The sequence below is a fragment of the Amycolatopsis sp. NBC_00348 genome, assembly GCF_036114655.1.
Lineage (GTDB): Bacteria > Actinomycetota > Actinomycetes > Mycobacteriales > Pseudonocardiaceae > Amycolatopsis.
The window spans coordinates 7,186,954-7,204,791 of sequence record NZ_CP107994.1 but is presented as its reverse complement, the minus strand read 5'-3'; the positions used below and the strand labels follow the sequence as shown (position 1 = coordinate 7,204,791).

General features: G+C 68.9%; 16 protein-coding genes and 1 pseudogene. 10 read left to right on the top strand and 7 right to left on the bottom strand.

All coding sequences use genetic code 11. From position 1 onward, the window contains the following. Positions 1-44: 44 nt before the first annotated feature. The 8 genes from OHS58_RS31480 (at position 45) to OHS58_RS31445 (ending at position 8,986) form a co-directional block, all read left to right on the top strand. Positions 45-2,948: a zinc ribbon domain-containing protein gene (locus OHS58_RS31480; protein WP_328644918.1), complete on the top strand. Its 2,904-nt coding sequence runs from the start codon at positions 45-47 to the stop codon at positions 2,946-2,948. A gap of 8 nt (positions 2,949-2,956) precedes the next feature. Then, the gene (locus OHS58_RS31475; RefSeq protein ID WP_328644917.1) at positions 2,957-3,367 is read left to right on the top strand and encodes a hypothetical protein; all 411 of its coding nucleotides are present in this window, start codon (positions 2,957-2,959) and stop codon (positions 3,365-3,367) included. Then, positions 3,364-3,837 (top strand): hypothetical protein, encoded by a 474-nt coding sequence (locus OHS58_RS31470; RefSeq protein ID WP_247058156.1) that lies wholly within the window; start codon positions 3,364-3,366, stop codon positions 3,835-3,837. Before OHS58_RS31475 ends, OHS58_RS31470 begins: the two co-directional genes overlap by 4 nt. Next, positions 3,834-5,555 carry an Hsp70 family protein gene (locus OHS58_RS31465; protein ID WP_328644916.1) on the top strand — a complete coding sequence of 574 codons (1,722 nt, stop codon included), beginning with the start codon at positions 3,834-3,836 and terminating at the stop codon, positions 5,553-5,555. The genes OHS58_RS31470 and OHS58_RS31465 overlap by 4 nt, the downstream gene beginning before the upstream one ends. A gap of 20 nt (positions 5,556-5,575) precedes the next feature. Further along, entirely contained in the window at positions 5,576-6,313 is a 738-nt protein-coding gene (locus OHS58_RS31460; protein WP_328644915.1) for a vWA domain-containing protein, read from the top strand. Between the two features lie 89 nt (positions 6,314-6,402). Then, positions 6,403-7,284, top strand: coding sequence for a protein phosphatase 2C domain-containing protein (locus OHS58_RS31455; protein ID WP_328644914.1), 882 nt, complete (start codon positions 6,403-6,405; stop codon positions 7,282-7,284). Continuing rightward, complete coding sequence (locus tag OHS58_RS31450; RefSeq protein ID WP_328644913.1) at positions 7,281-8,252, top strand: hypothetical protein; 972 nt, start codon at positions 7,281-7,283, stop codon at positions 8,250-8,252. The genes OHS58_RS31455 and OHS58_RS31450 overlap by 4 nt, the downstream gene beginning before the upstream one ends. Positions 8,253-8,287: 35 nt before the next feature. After that, positions 8,288-8,986: a protein DA1 gene (locus tag OHS58_RS31445; RefSeq protein ID WP_328644912.1), complete on the top strand. Its 699-nt coding sequence runs from the start codon at positions 8,288-8,290 to the stop codon at positions 8,984-8,986. On the opposite strand, the gene OHS58_RS31440 is transcribed toward OHS58_RS31445, so the two are convergent. After that, positions 8,975-9,394: a hypothetical protein gene (locus tag OHS58_RS31440; protein WP_328644911.1), complete on the bottom strand. Its 420-nt coding sequence runs from the start codon at positions 9,392-9,394 to the stop codon at positions 8,975-8,977. The genes OHS58_RS31445 and OHS58_RS31440 overlap by 12 nt on opposite strands. A 342-nt stretch (positions 9,395-9,736) precedes the next feature. After that, positions 9,737-9,808, bottom strand: a pseudogene (locus OHS58_RS48825) (zinc-ribbon domain-containing protein); the annotation flags it as partial. Between the two features lie 171 nt (positions 9,809-9,979). Between OHS58_RS48825 and OHS58_RS31435 the strand changes: the two are divergent. Continuing rightward, entirely contained in the window at positions 9,980-10,360 is a 381-nt protein-coding gene (locus OHS58_RS31435; protein ID WP_328644910.1) for a hypothetical protein, read from the top strand. Positions 10,361-10,427: 67 nt separating this feature from the next. On the opposite strand, the gene OHS58_RS31430 is transcribed toward OHS58_RS31435, so the two are convergent. Both OHS58_RS31430 and OHS58_RS31425 read right to left on the bottom strand, forming a co-directional pair. Beyond that, positions 10,428-11,861 carry a TIR domain-containing protein gene (locus OHS58_RS31430; protein ID WP_328644909.1) on the bottom strand — a complete coding sequence of 478 codons (1,434 nt, stop codon included), beginning with the start codon at positions 11,859-11,861 and terminating at the stop codon, positions 10,428-10,430. An 8-nt stretch (positions 11,862-11,869) separates the two neighbouring features. Continuing rightward, positions 11,870-13,261 carry a TIR domain-containing protein gene (locus OHS58_RS31425; RefSeq protein WP_328644908.1) on the bottom strand — a complete coding sequence of 464 codons (1,392 nt, stop codon included), beginning with the start codon at positions 13,259-13,261 and terminating at the stop codon, positions 11,870-11,872. A 48-nt stretch (positions 13,262-13,309) separates the two neighbouring features. Between OHS58_RS31425 and OHS58_RS31420 the strand changes: the two genes are divergently transcribed. Further along, positions 13,310-13,804: a nucleotide exchange factor GrpE gene (locus OHS58_RS31420; protein WP_328644907.1), complete on the top strand. Its 495-nt coding sequence runs from the start codon at positions 13,310-13,312 to the stop codon at positions 13,802-13,804. On the opposite strand, the gene OHS58_RS31415 is transcribed toward OHS58_RS31420, so the two are convergent. The 3 genes from OHS58_RS31415 to OHS58_RS31405 are packed head-to-tail and all read right to left on the bottom strand — an operon-like array spanning position 13,801 to position 17,836. Next, positions 13,801-13,935 carry a hypothetical protein gene (locus OHS58_RS31415; RefSeq protein WP_256475619.1) on the bottom strand — a complete coding sequence of 45 codons (135 nt, stop codon included), beginning with the start codon at positions 13,933-13,935 and terminating at the stop codon, positions 13,801-13,803. The two genes, OHS58_RS31420 and OHS58_RS31415, sit on opposite strands and share 4 nt — an antisense overlap. Further along, positions 13,932-15,578 carry a TRAFAC clade GTPase domain-containing protein gene (locus OHS58_RS31410; RefSeq protein WP_328644906.1) on the bottom strand — a complete coding sequence of 549 codons (1,647 nt, stop codon included), beginning with the start codon at positions 15,576-15,578 and terminating at the stop codon, positions 13,932-13,934. Before OHS58_RS31410 ends, OHS58_RS31415 begins: the two co-directional genes overlap by 4 nt. Then, positions 15,578-17,836: a GAP1-N2 domain-containing protein gene (locus OHS58_RS31405; RefSeq protein WP_328644905.1), complete on the bottom strand. Its 2,259-nt coding sequence runs from the start codon at positions 17,834-17,836 to the stop codon at positions 15,578-15,580. The genes OHS58_RS31410 and OHS58_RS31405 overlap by 1 nt, the downstream gene beginning before the upstream one ends. Positions 17,837-17,838 lie beyond the last annotated feature (2 nt).

Sequence of the window (17,838 nt, the reverse complement as noted above, 5' to 3'; positions counted from 1 at the left end):
AATCCGCGCCGCCGGCTTTTGTGTCCTTTCCGAATGGAGTCGAGGTGCCTGTTCTCAATTCGAGGCCGCCGGTCGAGGCCCCGGCACCGGCAGATTCCGGCTGTCCGGGTTGCGGGACGCGCGGGCCTGCGAGTGATCGTTTCTGCGCCGCCTGCGGGCAGCCTCTGGGTCGAACCGTGTCTGTTGCCGCAGCCCCGAGGGAGGAGACCCGGCCGGCAGCGGGGGCGCGTGGCGACGTGCTGCTGGAACTGCTCGAGCGTCGTGGTGAGCTCGGACCGCAGCGGGTCGCCGTGGCCGTCGGCGGGGAAGCGATGTGCCTGGCGTGCGGGGCCGACGCGGCCAGAGGGCAAGCAGCTTGCGCGGAGTGCGGCGTGCCCATGGCGCTCGGCGATGCCGGGGACCGGCCGGCTGTCCTCGGCAGGTTCCACAAGCACGGGCGCCGGCTCGTCCGGGCGAAGTTCGCGCTGTGCGTGGGTTTCGCGGGCGGGGACGCAAGACTGCTCAAGGGAAACGGCGAATTCGACGTCGTCGCCCTCGACGAGCTTTCGGTCGCGGAGGTCCCGCTCAACAGCGAAGTGGACCTGCGCGGGCTGCGTGGTCCGGCGGCGGCTCTGCTCTGGTGGGCAGCTCGGCCCACTGCCCCACCCGGCGTGGCGTGGTCACCTGCGGCTCTGCCGGCTCACGTCCGTTCCGCTTACGCGGCGGATCTCGGCGCGACGAGGTTGCACGCGCTCGACCTGCTCCGCCTCGACCGCCCGGATCTGCTCGGCGAGATCGGTCTCGGCGAGCCCGAGGCGACCTGGCTGCGTGTTGTGCACGCGGCCAGGAGGTCTCGGTTCGAGGCCCTCGTCGATGCCGCGGCGAGACTGCCTGCCGGCCGCTACCGGAGGGTTGTCGCCGTTCTGTCCGCCTGCGCGGACGGAATCGTGGGTGTGCCGGGTGCGGCCCAGCGGCTCGCCGGGTGCCTGGTCGCCTTCTCCGCGGACGAACCGCTCGCCGCCGCGCTGGAACGGAAGCTCGGGATCCGGAAGGCCGCTCACGGCGACGTCATGGCCGACGAGTGGCTCCGCGCGCAGAGACACGGTTTGCCCGGCACCGTTTTCGCGATGCTCGACGGGCGACCCGACGAGGAGACGACCGGCCTGCTGGGGCCCGCCGGAAGATTGGCCGCGGCCCACGGTGGCTCGCTCGCGGTTGTCGGAGCACCGGAGATCACGGTCGCGTCGATGACCGTTCTCGACGACATCGTCGAGCGTGGCGCGGTCGACGCCCAAGCTGTGCGAAGCGCACAAAGGCCGGTTGACGAGCTCACCTACCTCGTCGGACGCACGCAGCCGGAGAAGCTGACGGAAACCGAACTGGAAACACTGGGGCACCAGGACGAACTGGACCGGCGTGCTTTTGCTCGCACCGGCGAGGTCCCCGCAGAACGGCGTGAAACCCGGCTGGGCAAGCACTTCGCCGCGGTCGAGGCGTTCGAGCGCAGCCGACCGCAGGACGTCACGATCGGCGACGTCCTCGCGGAGCACCGCTCGGTCGCGGAACACCTGGTCGGCTTGCTCGAGGAGTCCGCCGAAGCTCCGGCCGGACTTCCGGAACCGATCGTGGCGGACGTGTCGGTGTGGAGCTACCTCGTCCGCACCTACGGCGCCGACCGCCTGCGGGCCGTTCCGGGGCTGGCGGCACGCCACCCGAGGTTCTTCGAGTGGGTTTCGCTGTACGCCGCGAGGGAGCACCTGTTCCTCGCCCAGTGGCAGGCCGGAGCGGACGCCGCACGGGAATGTCTTCGCGTCGCCGTCGACGAGTCCGTCCGCGACGAGGCCCAGAACCTGCTCGCTTGCGCCCTGCACAACCTGGGCGACCACGCGGGAGCGGTCCGGGAGCTGGAGAGCGCGCTCGAAGGCGAACATTCGCCGGCGTTGCTGGCGAACATCGGCGTGGTCGCCCCCCACCTGGACACCGAACTCGCCGCGCGGCACCTCGCCCGGTTGGTCCGCGAGGCGCCGACGGCTGCGATGCGGACGGCGGCGGCCGTGCGGGCACTGGCGATCTGGCGGGGCGAGGGCGAGCGTGTCTGGGAGGGTGAAGAACCCGGTCGTGAGCTGCCGACCGTGCTGCGTGAGCCGTTGCGGTCGATCGTGGCCGAAGACATCCCACTCGCCGACTTCCGGGAAATCAGCCTGGTCCTGTCGAGATTCGACAAAGCGTGGATCAGGCGGCCGGAGAGCCTCGCGCGGTCTCCTCACGCGAAGAGCCTGGAAGCCCGGTACGCCCGGGCACGAGCCGAAGACGACCTGTCTGCGGTCATCGATTTCTTCGCGTCGATCCGGGACTGGGACCAGGGCCCGGACTGGGTGCGGCCCGCTCGCGACCAGCTGATCGACGACGTGCGCGCCGTCATGGTCGAAGACCTCGACGGAGCGGCCGTCGCCGGGTCCACGGCGTTCGCCCTCGCCACCCGCCTGAGCGGGCTCAGCCCGTACGACCGCGTATCGCTGAGCGTGCTCTCGGCCTGCACCGTCAGCTACGTCCTGCTGCTCGACGACAAGGAGATCTCCGACGCGATCGTCGACATGCACAAGTCCGCGCTCGAGCTGCTCCCGGGACTGAGCGACGAAGACCGATCCCGCATCGAGCCGTTCGTCGAACTCGCCACCCGGCGAGTGGCCATCAACATCCAGCAGGCGCGGGTTCGCGAGATCGGGAAGATCGTCGATCCGTACAACCAGGCCGTGGACATCCTGGACGTGGTCCAGCGCGGGACGACGGCCTGGTTCACCGCCCGCGGGGTGGTCGCCGAGACCGTCGAACTCTGCCGAGCGACTCGCACGCAGCTGCTGCCCTGGTCTCGCGCCGTCGAGCACGCGGAGACCCGGACGGACATCCTCGATTTCCTCGATCAAGTCCGTGACCTCGAATTCAAGGCCCAACGCGCCCTCGGCGGCTGAGGAGAGTCATGCGCAACCCCTACCTGTTGCTCGGGATCGACTACGGAACCCCGCCCGACCTCGCGCGCCGGCACTTCGCACGCGCGGCGCGGCGTGTGCGCCGTGCCGCGGGCGGTCCGGTCGGCATCGAAGACCTGAACTGGGCCCTTCACGAGGTGCAGAGCCGGGCGGGCACGGCCGAGGACGACGTCAGCGTCTACCGGGTGCCCGCCAACCCGGCTGTGTTCACCCCGCTCGCCCGCGGCCTGTTCGCGCTGCCACCGATCCGGCTCCCGAGGCGCACGGAGACCTCGGACGACGACCGCGCGGTGCTCGCCGACGAGCTCGCCAAGGACGTCGGCGAGCTGGTCGCCGCGGTCATCCGGGCGACGGCCACCTTCGACTACGGCTACCTCACTCCTGAAGGGAAAGAGTTATGACCCGACGCACCGACGCGCTTCTCGCGCGGCTGTCCGAAGTCGAGCGATCGCTGGACCGGATCAGCCGCTCGATCGAGCGCATCGAGGTGGCGACCATCGTCCGCGAGCCTTCGTCGGCGTTGTCCGTCGACGCGTACGACGGGCTGCGGCGCCAGATCGTCGCGGCCGCCCAGGAGCGGACGGCGCACCTGAGGCAGCTCGCGGTCTTCGCGGAGGCCGCGCACGCCCAGGCTCCGCAGCTCCGGCAGGTGGTCGAGGAATGGCTCAGCCAGGCGGGGGTGGTCCGCTGGGCCGACCCCGCCGACTCGCGGTACTACGACGACCTGGGGGGTGACGGCGACGAGCTGCGTGTCCTCCGGCACGCCTTCGTCGACGAAGCAACCGGCCGTCCCGTCGTGATGGGGCAGACCGAACGCGTGCCACGCCTTCCCGCCGCTCGGCACGCGGGAGAGCGCGAGGTGCGGTCGTGAACCCCTACGGCATCGACTTCGGCACGACGAACTCGGTTCTGGCCCAGTGGAACGGGCACGAGGTCGAGGTGCTCTCCATCGACTCGCCGCCGGCGGAGTGGGAGCAGCTCGGGTTCGACAAGGTGATGCCCTCGGTGGTCGGCGTGTCCCAGGACGGGCGCCGGACGACGTTCGGCTGGGCCGCGAAGCGACAGCAAGAAGGCAAGCTCGAAACCGTCAAGAGGCTGTTCGCCACGGAGGAGTTCGTCGACATCGGCGGTTCGCGGGTGTCGGTCGAGGAGGCCGCTGCGCTGCTCTTCGGTCACCTGCGCAGCGCCTCGGCCGGCGTAGAGGTCGACCGGGCGGTCGTGACCATCCCGGCCAACAGCCGCGGTTTGGCCCGCTACCGCACGAAGCTCTGCGCCGGGCTCGCCGGCATCGACGTCCAGGCGCTCGTCAACGAGCCCACGGCGGCCGCGATGGCCTATGCCGTCGACGCCCGCCGCGACCAGAACATCCTGGTGTTCGACTGGGGCGGTGGAACCCTTGACGTCACCGTTCTCGAGACGATCGAAGGTGTCTTCATCGAACGGGCGTCCAAGGGAATTCCCCGGTCGGGCGGGATCGATCTGGACGAGGCGTTCGCACTGGCGATCCGCAACCGGCTTCCGCGGCGACCGTCGTGGTCGCCGGGGCAGGAAGCGCAGTTCCGGCTGGAGGTCGAGCGGGCGAAGATCCTGCTGTCCTCCCAGACGGAGACGAACCTGCGGCTTCCGGACGGCGAATATGTCCAGGTCGACCGGGTGCTCTTCGAGAAATCGATCGGCAAACTCCTCGAGGAGGCGCGGCAGCCCATCCTGCAGTGCCTGCGCGACCTCCAGATCGGTCCGGGCGGAATCGACCAGCTGGTCATGGTCGGTGGCAGCAGCAAGATCCCGGCCGCGCGCAAGCTGGTGTCGGAAACGGTCGGCCGCGAACCGGCCACCGGCTGCGATCCCATGACCGCGGTGGCGGAGGGGGCCGCCATCGCGTCCGCGATCCTGCTCGGCCAGCTGGACAAGGACTTCTTCGTGTCCACCGAACACGCGCTGGGCACGATCGTGCACAACGACAACCAGCGTCCGGAGTTCAGCGTGCTGATCCCGCGGAACCGGCAGCTGCCGGCGAGGGAGAGCGACAACTACATCCCGGCCGTCCAAGGACAGCGATCCGTGCTGGTCCGGGTCATCGAAGGCGATCCGGCCAAGGAGGTCTCCGATCCGGACAACGTGGTGCTCAAGGAGTGGAGCATCGACGTCGACCCGGATCTGACCCAGCAGGAGAACGCGTTCGACATCAGCTACGAGTACAACGTGGACGGCATCCTGCACATCACCGTCACCAACACCAGGACCGGCCGGGTGATGTTGCGCGACGACGTCTCGTTCGGCGTGACCAAGGACAAGTCGCAGCTGATCAACCTCGCGACCCGGGTCCGGACGACCATCGAGTCGGGTGGCGGACCGGCCGGTTCGGCGACACCGGCGCCTGTGGCGACCGCGCCTGCACCCGCCCTGGACAGCGCGACGGTCCACCTGCTCGAGCGTGCGCGGAACAAGGTGGTGCCGTTCGTCGGCGAGGACGAGGGGCAGCGCCTCGAAGCGTTGTGCTCGGACCTCGAGCGATCGGTCGGCGCGGCTTCCGACGAGTGCCGTGAAGCGCTGGAACGCAAGCTCCGCCAGTACGCCTACCTGTTCTGATCCGATCGAGAGAAGGAACCATGCCCGACGAACTCGCCAAAATCCTGCCGTTCTACGTCGTGATCGATGTTTCGTGGTCGATGGACGGGGAGCAGCTCCAGAACGCCAATGACATCATGCCCAGGCTCTCGGACGCGCTGGCGACCGATCCGATCCTGACCGACAAGATCCGGCTCGCGCTCGTCGACTTCGCCGGTGACGCGCAGGTTCGGCTGCCGCTGTGCGACCTCCTTGACCCCGACGTCGTCCTGCCGGGGCTGTCGTGCCGGGGATCGACGTCCTACGCGGCCGCGTTCCGGTTGCTGCGCAAGGAGATCGAGGCGAACGTGACGCAGTTGAAGGCCGATGGTTTCAGCGTGCACCGGCCGGCGGTGTTCTTCCTGACCGATGGCGCGCCCACCGACACCGAAGACGAGTGGACAAGCGCGTTCCGGGAGCTCACCGAGTACGACCGGCAGTCCAACGTCGGCTTCGCGATGTATCCGAACGTGATCCCGTTCGGGGTCAAGGAGGCCGATCCGCAGGTCCTGCGACGGTTGATCCACCCCGCGACGGGGACGAAGCAGAGCCGGATGTACCTGATGGACGAGGGGAACGACGCCGCGCAGGCGATCGCCGGCATGGCCGAGATCATGATTTCGAGCGTTCTCAGCTCCGGGACCAACCTGGCCGGCGGCGACTCCGGCCTGATCCACCCGGATCCCGCGGACCTGCCGAGCGGGGTCGCGGCCGCGAACGCGAACGGGGACTTCCTGTGACCCACCACCTGGACGAGAGCGCTGCGCAGCCCGCTCCGCGGTTCGATCCGGTCGAACCCGTCCGGATCGGCGACCCGGGCCGGGCCGCCGTGGCCGTGAAACCGAAGCTCGACTCCCGGTTCCCGGACGTTCCCGCCTACATCATCGACGCGGACCAGGTGCGGGACGACCGCGGTGGCGCGAGCCTGGAGCTGCGAGCCGCCAGCATTCGAGGGCTGTCGCACCGCTTCTACGGCTCGGCGCGGCAGGACGCTTACGCCCGGATGTTGAGTGAGGACGGCCGTTACCTCGTCGCTTGTGTCGCCGACGGTGTCGCCGCCGGCGAGTATTCGCACCTTGCTGCGGAGATCGTCACGCGCGACGGCTGCCGGAACCTGGTGGAACAGCTCTCGGCCGTCACTCCGGAGAAGCTCGACTGGCTGATGATGCTGGGGAAACTCGTCTCCCGGACGGTATCGGCCGCCCACGACATCGCCCGCCGGAACGGTGGTGATCCGCCGGGCACCGATCCACGCGAGGCGGGCCGTTACCTGGCCTCCACCGCGTTGTTCGCGGTGATCGACCTGGAGCCCGGCGCGAACGGCGAGCACACCGCCCACGTCGTGGCTCTGGGCGACACGTCGGCTTGGCTGCTCAACCCCGGTGACGCCGTTCCGTGGACCCCTCTTCAGCACGTCAAGAACTCCGACAGCGAAGTCGCGTCGAGCACGACCGCCGCCATTCCCGTGGTGCCCGCGGTGGCTCCGGAGACCGTCGTCGTCCGTTTCGGGCCTGGAACCGCCTTGGTGCTGATGACCGACGGCGTCGGTGACGCACTCGGAAGCGGCGGCGGAGAGGTCGGGGCCTTCCTCGCGCGGGCTTGGGCCACTCCGCCCACTTCACTCAACTTCGCGGCGCAGGTGGACTTCGCCCGTCGCTCTTACGACGACGACCGCACCGCGTTGGCGCTCTGGCCGGTCCCCAGCCCATGAGCGACGACGAGATCGACCGTGCGGAGCTGGGTGATCTCGGTGAGCGGCTGGGCAAGGGCGGCCAGGCGACGGTCCACCTGCTGCCCTCGCTACGGCTTCCGGATGTCGCCGGCGAGGTCGTCTACAAGCACTACCACGCCGGCCACCAGCCGCCGCACGGTCTCCGTGCGATCGTCCGCGCCCGCAGCAAGCTGGCCGCGCCGGTGCGTGCCCGGCTCGACGGGATCGCATCGTGGCCCGCTCGCGTCGTCATCGAGCAGGGGGCCGTCTGCGGTGTGGTGATGCCGCTGATCCCGAGCTCGTACTTCGACCGGCGACGCCTGCCGAGCGGGAAGGTGAGCACGCTGCCGCGGGAGGTGCAGGGCCTGTTCGTCGGGCCCGAGGTCGCGTCCCGGGCCGGGCTCGCGTACCCGGACATGACCGACCGGCGCGCGGTCTGCCGCGACCTGGCAGGCGCGCTGGCGCTGCTTCACGAAAACGGGCTCGTCTTCGGCGATGTCAACGCCAAGAACGCGTTGTTCAGGACCGGCGCCACGCCGTCGGTGATGCTGGTCGACTGCGACGCGGTCCGCATCCGGGGATCGGCGCCGGTGGTCCGGCAGCTCAACGCGCCGGACTGGGCGCCTCCGGAAGGAGCGGTCCTCACCCAGGCCACGGATCTGTACAAACTGGGGCTGTTCGTCCTGCGGACGCTCTCACCGGGCCCGCAGGCCAGCACGTCCCGCAGCCCTCAGCGGGTGCGGTCGGTGCTGGACGCCGAAGGACGCCGGTTGCTCGGCGCCGCGTTGGCCGACCTGGGCAGGCTTCGGCCCGAAGCCGCCGAGTGGGAGTCCTACTTCGCCACCAGAACCGGGCTGAGCTCGGTGCCCGATCAGGTGGCAGCCGGCTCGGGACGACAGCCGGCGCCGACGACGACCTCGGGTTGGCGCCGGGACCCCGGTACCGGGCGCTGGGTCCCCGCACTGTGACGCGGGAGGCGCCGGCGCGCTGCACCGTCTGCGGTGTGCGGGTCAACGGCGCGGCGCTGCTGGCCCTGCGTGGAGGTCTGAGCTGCGCCAGTCACCGCGAGAGTGTCACGTGTGCCTTCTGCGAACACCGTGTGCGAGTCAGACCGGCGACCTGGTGCGACCTCGGGAGTGGCGTGCTCCGTTGTGAACTGTGCGCGCATGACGCCGTCGACCTCCAGCGCCAGGTCGCCCCGGTGCTCGGCCGCGTCCGGCAGTCCCTCGCGCGCAGGGGCCTCGCGCTGCGGCAGCCCGCCAAGGTCCGGCTGGTGCCACCGCACGAATTGCTCGAGTTCGGCCGCGGACAGGGCCATGCCCTCGGCGCCACCACCATCCGCTACCGGCAAGACGAACCCGGGAGGGTCGCCGACATCCGTATTGTCGCGGGCCTTCCCGTCGAGTTGTTCTACGGCGTCGCCGCCCACGAGTTCGGCCACGCTTGGTTGGCGCAGCGGCGGCACGGGCGCCTGCGACCGGAAATCGCGGAAGGACTGTCCGAGGCATTGGCCTACGGCGTTCTGCGTGACCTGGAAACACCGCTGGCGGCGCAAATCCGGGAGCGGATGAAGATCAATCCGGATCCCGTCTACGGTGCCGGGTTCCGGCTGGTTCGTGACGCAATTCTCCGATTCGGATTGAGCGGTGTTCTCGATTCCCTGGTGCGGGCCGGCGAACTTCCGGGCCGGTTACTTGCGTAGCAGGGTGTTGCCGGCGTAGCCGCCCGTGTGCATCAGCCGTTTCGCGTAGCAGTCGTCCTTGTTGATCCCGTACGAATCGCACCACGTGTTGGCCGAGGCACCGTCGCCGAACGACTGGGCCTCCACGGTGATCCAGAAGTCCGGGTACTTGAAGCTGGAGTAGTCCCCGGACCACAGCAGCAGTGCTTGCGGGTGCTGCTGCCGGTTGGTGACGAAGTCCGCCCAGATCGCGTCGTAGTCGTAAGTGACGCCGTTGGCGAGCATGTCCGGCTTCTTCGCGGAAAGCTGCGGGAGCCAGGAGCCGACGAGCTGCTCGACCTGGGCCCGGTCCTGGTCGACCTGCTGCTGCAGCAGGCTTCGCGCATCCGTGGGTGCCGCGCTCGTGGTTTCTGTCGTGGGCGCGACCATCGTCTCCGTGATCCGCGATTGTGATTGCGTTTCACCGTCTGCGAAGGAGCCACTGCCCCCGGAGCCGCCCGGGGCGGGCGAGTTGTTGCCCGCGGTTGTCGAAACCAGTACGACGGCGCCGATGACCAGCGCACAGATTCCTGCGGCTACAGCGGTTTTCGCGCCCTGGGTCAGGCCCGGTCCGGTCGTGGTGTGGTTCTGGACCGAGACCGGTGGGAGTGGAGGAGGCGGCGACGGATATCGGGGACTCGCAGGCGGTGGTGGTGGCGGGGGCGAGGCCGATGGCCGCTGGTCGTCCGAGGCCGAGGCCGAGGCCGAGGCCGCAGCCCGGCGCGGGACGGCGGCCCCGCAGCCGACGCAGAACCTGGCGTCGTCGCGCAAGTTTTCGCCGCATTGCCGGCATTCTGCTGTCATGCCCGACGCACCTCTGCCATAGATCCTGGTGGTTTCCCTGTTCAAGTCGTTCCGGGTGTCATAACGTTACGAGCTCCGAGAAGAATTCCGGTCATTTGCCTGCAACGATCCGGCGACCGCGGACGACTATGCCGCAAGAACGTCGAAGTCGTCAGCGAAAGGTGACAAAAAATGGAAGTTTTCTGGGTGCTCGTCGTCATCGCCTTGCTGTGCTGGGCGATCTTTGTCCAAGTGGACGCACGCCGGCACGTCGCGGTCGAGGTCGCGATGTCCGAACAGGCCGCGGCAGAAATCGTCGCCGCCTGTTTCAACGTCACCTGGACCAAGGTTTCCGGGAAAGGTGATCTCAACTACCGGCAGAAGCTGCGGGTCGGCGCTCCCGTCGTCTCGATCGCGTTCTCGCCGGACGGGACGAGCAGGTGCGGCGTCGAGATCTGGACATCGGAGTTCAGCACGCGCTACGGCATGATGAACCACGCGCAGCTGGCCTGGCGGAAGAAGCGCAAGCTGGCTTCCGAGCTGGCCAAGAGCCTTGACGCCGCGGCCAGCTGACACCTGTGGACCGATCGCTGGGGAGCGCGGGGTGTGGTCCTCGGCCACACCCGCGCCCGTCGGCGCGTCAGGTTCTTCCGTTCGAGCGCAGCCGGTGTGCGGCGATGAGCCCCGGCCGGCTGAGCACGGCGAGTTGTTCCTCCAAGGACGCCAGCCGCTCCTGGATCGTCGTGGTGATCGTGGCGATCTGGCCGCGGTCGCCCCCGCGCTCGAAGGCGATCGCCCCGGCGAAGGAACCGACGATCACGATGACTGCGCCCAGCCAGCACAGGGCGCTCAGGACGTCCGGTCCGTCCGCGACCCAGTCGAGCACCAGCGCGACGGTGGCCAGCACGAACGCCGCAGCCATGAGCCCCGCGTGGGTGAGGGTGACCCACGGGCTCCGCTTGCGCCACCACGCGATCAGCCGAGTGGACTCGGGTGCGCTCATCGCGGCGACGGCGCCCCGGATGTTGGCGAGTGCCAGCTGGGCGTCCTGCTGCCGGACGAGTGGCAGCGGCGCGTTCCACGACTGGAGCCGGGTCTCCAGCTCCACGCACGCGTGTCGTACCCAGAAGGGCGTGGCTTCGGCGGGGCGCCGGGGCCAGTCCGGCGCGTGAGCCTGATTGCGCAGCCACGCGACAGCCATGGACATCACTGCGACGACACCGATGGTCACCACGAGGAGCAGCGTGCCGGCGTCGAGTCCGGAGGTGGCGACGAGCATCAGCATCACCATGCACAAGCCCAGGAAGAACACGCCCGTTCCGAACACCACGAACGCGCGGTTCGGTGTGCGTACGAGCCGTTCGTCCAGCCAGTCCATCGGGCGGCGGAGTGCGAATTTGCACCCGCTGACGATCAGGATGATCACCAGGTAGAACGTCAGCACGCCGGCGAACAGCGCCGCGTTCCACGCGGCGGGAAGGTCGGGGAACGGCACGAAGCGCACCGCGATGTTCGCGCAGCCCAGCAGCGCGGACAGCAGGAACACGCCGATGGCCGCGCCGATCCTGCTCCGGTCGCGCAATGGCTCGACCGCCGTCACCAGTTCCGGCGCCTGGGGGGACACCACGAGCTCGATCTCGGCAACGACGGACTGCATCCCGTCCGCCAGCGACCCGAATCGCAGTTCGACGCACTGTGCGTGCGCCAGCTCGCGGATGTCCGGGGGCAGGTCTTGAGGTAACGGCATGCCGGCTCCGGTGAGCACCACCGGCACCAGCCGGGTACTGCTCGCGAGCGCGATGGCGATCTCGTAGCGCACCCAGTCCCGCGGCCGGCCCGACCGGTCGGCCAGGTCCGAAAGCCAGGTGGGGTGGATGACCACCACCAGCACATCCGTCTCCAGCAGGCGCGCTCGCAGCGCCGCGGGGTAGGGCTCACCGATCCGCAGCGTCGTGTCGAAGTAGACCGCCTCGTGTCCGAAGTAGACGGACAGCCGCTCCGCGAGCGCCTCGACCACCAGCGCGTGGGGCAGCAGGTTGCCCGCCGCGTCCCGCTGCCGGTAGTTGACGAACACTTTCCCGCTCATCCGCGCCCCCGCCCTGGCATTGCCCCGTGCTCGTGAACCATGGTTGCGAGCTTTTGCTGCCACTCCATGATCTCCGAGCTCCAACGCCGCGAGTTCCGCCTGTCCAGCAGGCAGTTCACGGACAGGCCCGCCATGGTGAAGATCGCGGCGATCGCGATCGTCAGGCCCGCCGCGAGGAGCGAACGCCTGGGTGCCGGCTCGCCGAACACGCTCACCCCGGTCGCCACGACCTCCAGTGCGACGATGCTGGCGAACCAGCTGAGATAGGCGACCGCCTCGCTCCGGTATCCACTCTTGATCCACGCCGGCATCGATGCACGGGCTCGGTGATCCAGTTCCTTGCGAGCACCATCGAGCCTCGAAAGGATCAGCTCCGCGTCCTGCCGATCGGCCTTCGTGTAGTCCTTTCGCGACTTCTTGCCGTCGACCAGCCGCTGCTCCAGCCGGTGGGCCGCGCGGCGGAAGACGGCGTGCTCGGTCGTAACCGGAGGTGGCCATTCTTCATCGCGGTCCGCTGTGCGTTGGAACCAGAACGAAAGAACCCAGAACGCGATCAGGAGGAACGCGGCGAAGGCGGAGATCTTCCACAGGTTGAGGTTGTCGTCCTCGGTGAGGGCGTGAATGCTCATGGAGAGGCTCGCGAGGACGATGAGCGCGGGCGCTATCCAGTACAAGGCGAACATCTTCCGCACGCCTTGTATTCCCGAGCTCTTTTCCCACCGGTCGGTCAGGGGTTTGAGCGCGACCACGAGGGTGGTGGCGAGTGTTGAAGCCAGCGCCAGCACGACAGCTGAGATGGCGGCGGGACGCGCGAACAGTTCCCAGAGGGTTTCTCCGCCGGTGAAGAAGAGAATCGGTGTCAGCGCGAACAGTGAGATGGTGCTGATCAGGAGGCGCAGCCAGAGTCGCTTCCTGCGTGGCGCGGGATCCTCGGACGCCGCGGTGGCGGGAGCGACGTGCTTCTCGAGCTGGCGGATCAGATTGTTCAGGTCGGTGGTGTAGGTGGCCGGGCCGACGGGTGCCGCTTGCCGGTGCGCCAGCTCGCTGATCTCGGCGGGCAGTTCGGTCCACTCCGGCATCGAAGCGTTCCCGATGGGTACGGGGATCACGTGGATCCGCCGTTCCAGCGCGGTCCTGATCTCGTGTAGCACCCAATCCTTGTGGCGGCGTTCTTTGAAAGAGTCTTCCCAGCCCTCGTGGATCACCGCGATGAGCACCGTGCACGCTTGGAGTCTGCTCTCGAGGGCATCCGGGTATTGATCACCGGGAACTATGCCGTTGTCGATGAACACCTCCTCGGTTCCGAAATAGCGCTGCAGTCCGTCGGCTATGGCGGCGACGGCTGTCCCTTGTGGGTTTCGGCGGTAGCTCATGAATATGCTGGACATGCTTCTCTCGTCTTGATTTCCTGGTCTTTTGTCAGTATTTTTCTTCTGGTGGATAACAACACCGAAGCGGCTGCCGGCATCGACGAAGCGCTCAGCGCCATCCGAACCGAACTCGCGGGCTTGCACGCGCAGAGCAAGTTCCTGAACGAGGTTGTCGACCGGCTGCACGCCGAGAACGAGCAACTCAGGCGGGCCGGGTCCAAGGCTACCGTGCAACCTGCCCTGCGCGAGCTGATCAAGCTGGCCGATGACTGGCGGAGCAGAGCGGCCGCGATCCGGGAGGGCGCCGATTCGGCCCAGCTGTGCGCCGACGTCGTCGAAGACGTGACCCTGGTCCTGGAACGGCAGGGGGTCGAAGCGTTCTCGGCTGACGCGGGCGCCGAGTTCGACCGGCACGAACACCGTGCCGTCGGCACCCAGGTGACCGAAGACGAGACCCTCGACGGCCGGGTCGCCGAGGCGCGCAGGCCCGGGTATCGCAGCGATGAGCGCGTGGTGCGGTTCGCCGAGGTCGTGGTGTACAAGGTGGCCACCGGCGGCTAGACGGTGACCGGCTGGCTCGCCACGACACCGATCACCACGATCACCCCGAGCGCTACCAGTGCCACGGCGATCACCAGCATCACCATGGCCACGCGCCTGCCGTTCGCCACCGCTTTCGGCACACCGCTCATTGCACGGCCTTCCTGTTGATCAGCCACCGCACCGGCGCCGCGGGGTCGTCGTTGACGACACCGCCGGCCGCCGAAGGGTGCGAGGTCACGTCGCGGGCGTCCTCGTAGCTCACGACGAAGTACGCGATCGTGGCGAACTGGTTGTCGATCGAGGCCAGTAGATCGCGCTGGCCCACGTTGTTCAGCCACTCGCGGACCGCGGCGTCCCGCTCGGCGCGGCCGGCCTGCTGCAGTCCCGCGTAGGGGTGGTCCGTGCCGGTCGATTCGATGAGCGCGTCAGCCTTCGTCAGCACGATGGCGACAGGCATCTTCAGCAGGCCGCCGGCTTTGACGCCGAGGTGTTCGCGCTGAGCCTCCACAAAGCGCTCCAGCGACGTCTTCGGCAGAGCGTTGGACGCGTGCACCCGGCCGAGGATCGCCCGGTCCGTCTCGGAACGCACCTGACGCAGCGAGAACGGGTCGATCACGAAGACGATACCGCTGGTGTGCTTGAGGAACTGCGACTCGGCGAGCTGATCGGGGCTTTCGGGGATTTCGCCGGCCGGGTCGTAGAGGTACAGCAGCCGTCGTGCCCGGCTGCCTTCCGCGCCGATGTACACGTTGTAGGCCCTCGGCCGCGTGATCGTGGTCTTGAGGGCGCGGTTCGGGTCGTCGAGCACACCACGCTGCAGGTTGCGCTCGAACTCCTGCTTCGCCCGTTCGTCGGCGAACTCGAACCCGTCGTCCAGCAGCATCAACCGGCTGACCGCGGAGAACATGTACACGGACTTGCCGGCCGTCGGTCCGGCGATCACAGGAATGTGCACGGTCGGTGCGGTCAGCCCCCCGATCGGCAACTGCGCCCGGCACTCGGCGCACTGCGCCGGGAGTTTCGCCTTGCCGTTCGCCAGCAGGGTCGGCAGCACCGTCTCGCAGCGGCACGTGCGGTGCAGCACACCCGACATGCCGGGCAGTAACCTCTTGTGCTCGGCCTGGCAGTCCGGACAGCGGTAGATCGGACGCGTGGCGCGCACGTGGCAGGTGCCGCACTCGATCGTGATGCCGCGCACCCAGAGCGCCCCGACCTCGAGCACCTGCGACGCGCCGGCGGTCGCCGTGGCGAGGAGCACGAGAAGACCCAGCAGGACCGCGAACACCGCGGACACTACGAGGAGGAAGGCACTGGCGGCCGCGGCACCCATGACCAGCCCGACGACGACCATCGCGGCGAGTGGGTAGGTCACGGCGTGGTTCAGGGAGGAGAACCTCGCCCGGTTCCACGTCCGGCCCGCGAGCGACCGGGAAAACCTCGGATCGGGTCGTGTCTTCGGGTCGTCGACGACGACCCGGGCCCACATCCGTCCCACCGCTTGGATGAGCACCTTCTGGTAGTCGAGCAGGATCGGTCCGGCGTAGTAGCTGCGATAAGCGGGATCGGAGCCGGGCTTCCTCGATGCCGGATCGATGTGCAGGTGCGCCGTCGGGCCGTACGGCGTGAAGCCGGCGAACGCCGCTGTCACGAATTCGATGAGCCCGATGGTGAACGCGATCAGCCCGCTCACCGCGAAGAACAACGCGCCGATGTAGAGGAAGGCGGTGAAGAGCACGGGGACCACGGCGATCACCAGGCAGAAGGCGATCGCGATCCCGATGACGTATCCCATCAGCGCTGCCTCCGCAGACCGAGCAGGTTCAGCAGCCCCCGGTTCGCCTCGTGTGCCGACCGCCACTCGCGCCACCACTTGGACCAGCTGCCCTTGGGCGCGGCGACGTCGAGCCGGGATCGCACCGCCGTCGACTTGAGCAGCTCGCCGATCCGGTCGAGGTGTTTCGGCTTGCGCCTGGAGACCGCGGCCACCAGCGTCTCGTTGACGAGCCGGCGGCGGACCCGCTGGTCGGAGACGCTCCACCAGACCACGATCACGGACGCGACGTAGTTCGGATCGGCCTTGACCAGACGCGCGCTCGCGCGCTCGCCGTACGTCTCGAGGAACCGGCCGCCCGTCTCTCGCAGAGTCGTCTCGAGCAGGTTGTGGTGCGTTCGCGTGTCGGCGCGCAGCACGTACTCGGCAAGGGCACCGAGCAGGTTCTGCGCGGACGCCGCCGGCAGGGAGGGCAGCAGCCGCAGCCCTTCGCTCACGGGAAGTTCGGCGTCGTCCCTCGGAGTGGCGTGCTGGAGAAGGCTGAGGAACTTGGCCGTCTCGAGCATGGTGGCCTCTTCCGCGCGCATCGACCCGACCAGGTCCGGGGCGAGCAGCTCGTCGACCAGCCCGGCGTCGCTGGGTCCCAATTGGCCCCGAGCCGCCTGGTCCAGCGTTCGTGCCACGATGCGGCTCAGCAGACCGGTGCCGACCAGCACGTCGGGGTGCAGTGAGCTGAGGGCGCGTTCAGCCTCCGCCTGCGACACCTCGGCCGGCCACAGCACGGCGCCGAGCCGTCGCCAGTCGACCTCGTGGTCGTCGAGTGCCTTGTCCAGCACCGAGACCCGGTCCTCCTTGCCTTCCCGGGCGAGGACCACGTCCGCAAGGAGCGCGACCCGGCCTCGACCGCCGATCCTGCGGAGGAGCTGACCTGCGTGCGGCGTCAGGGACGTGCACAGCGGGATGATCTGCCGCGGGTCGGTGAGCCGGGCCGACAGGACGCGCAGCGTCGCCGCACGGAACTCGTCCTGCCCGGCCATGCGGTCGAGAACGGTCTTCGACTTCGGATCGGTCATCGCCGGGAGGACGGCTTCGGCCACGACCTGGTCGAGCTGCGCCGGGTCCAGCCGGGGTAGCCAGAGCTGTTCAGGCGCCGTGAGGGCGGCGAGGTAGTACGTGCCGAGCAGGTCGGCGGAGACCGGTTCCCGGCGGCGGTCCGCGGCCTCGAGGTGATTCGCCCACCGGCGCAGGTCGGCCGGCCCGCCGACGGCCCGCAGCCGCCCGGCGAGTCGTTGCCAGCCATCGGCGAGGAGCGTTCCCGGCATGCGTTCGACCGCGAGGGCGGCGGCGTCGAGCAGCAAGGCTTCCGGCACGTCACGGCCGGGCGGAACGTCCGCGGCGCACTCGATCAGCACGGCGAAGGCTTCCAGTTCGCCCGCCGACAGCGGTGAGGTCAAGCGGTCCGCCGCCATGATCGCGCTCTGGACATCACTCCTGCTCCACAGCGCGGCCATCATCGTCGCGTAACGGGTGGTTTCCTCGGCCCCGGCCTCGAGCGGATCGACGACGGTGAAGTCGCCGTAGCTCGGGAGCAGCACGTCCGGCGTGGTGCAGCTGACGAGCACGCCGGCATCTTCCGGCCGCGACGTGTAGGTCACGAACGAGATCGCGACCCCGAGCGCGCGGGGGAAGGACCGGCAGAGCGCGGCCAGCCACAGCGCCGCCGTCCGGTCGTCCGGGACGACGAGCACGACCCGGCCCCGCCCGTCGGTGAGCACCCGCTGCACCGCGCTGATCACCCGCGCCAGACCTCCGGCCCCGCCCGGCGCGGACAGGAACCGGCGGATGTCGGCCGGACTCGTCGCGCTGCCGGGCGTGAGCGCGTCGACCGGTGGAAGGTCGGTGCCGCGTTGTCGCGAGTGGACCCAGACGGAACCGCGCCACATGTCGATCGGCAGCGCACGACCGAGTTCCCGGTCGGCCTCGCCGAGCAGGAGCGCGTGAGCGAAGTAGTTGCCGGTCCGGCCGGTGAAGTCCGCGCCCGTGTACCGGGTCTGGAACAGCACGGCGGATCCGCCGGTGCGGGCGTACCCGAAGGCCACGGGGAAGGCGCCGAGATCGGATTCGTCGGCGTTGGCGAGCTGCGGTCCCACTTCGTAGGCGCTGGCCCGCACCGCGAGGTCCACCAGCTGCTTGGGTGCGCCCGGAGTCAGTGCGCTGATCTGGAAGCCCTGGATGCCCTCGAGGCCGTCCTCGCACGACGTGTAGTGAAGCTGGTGCATGC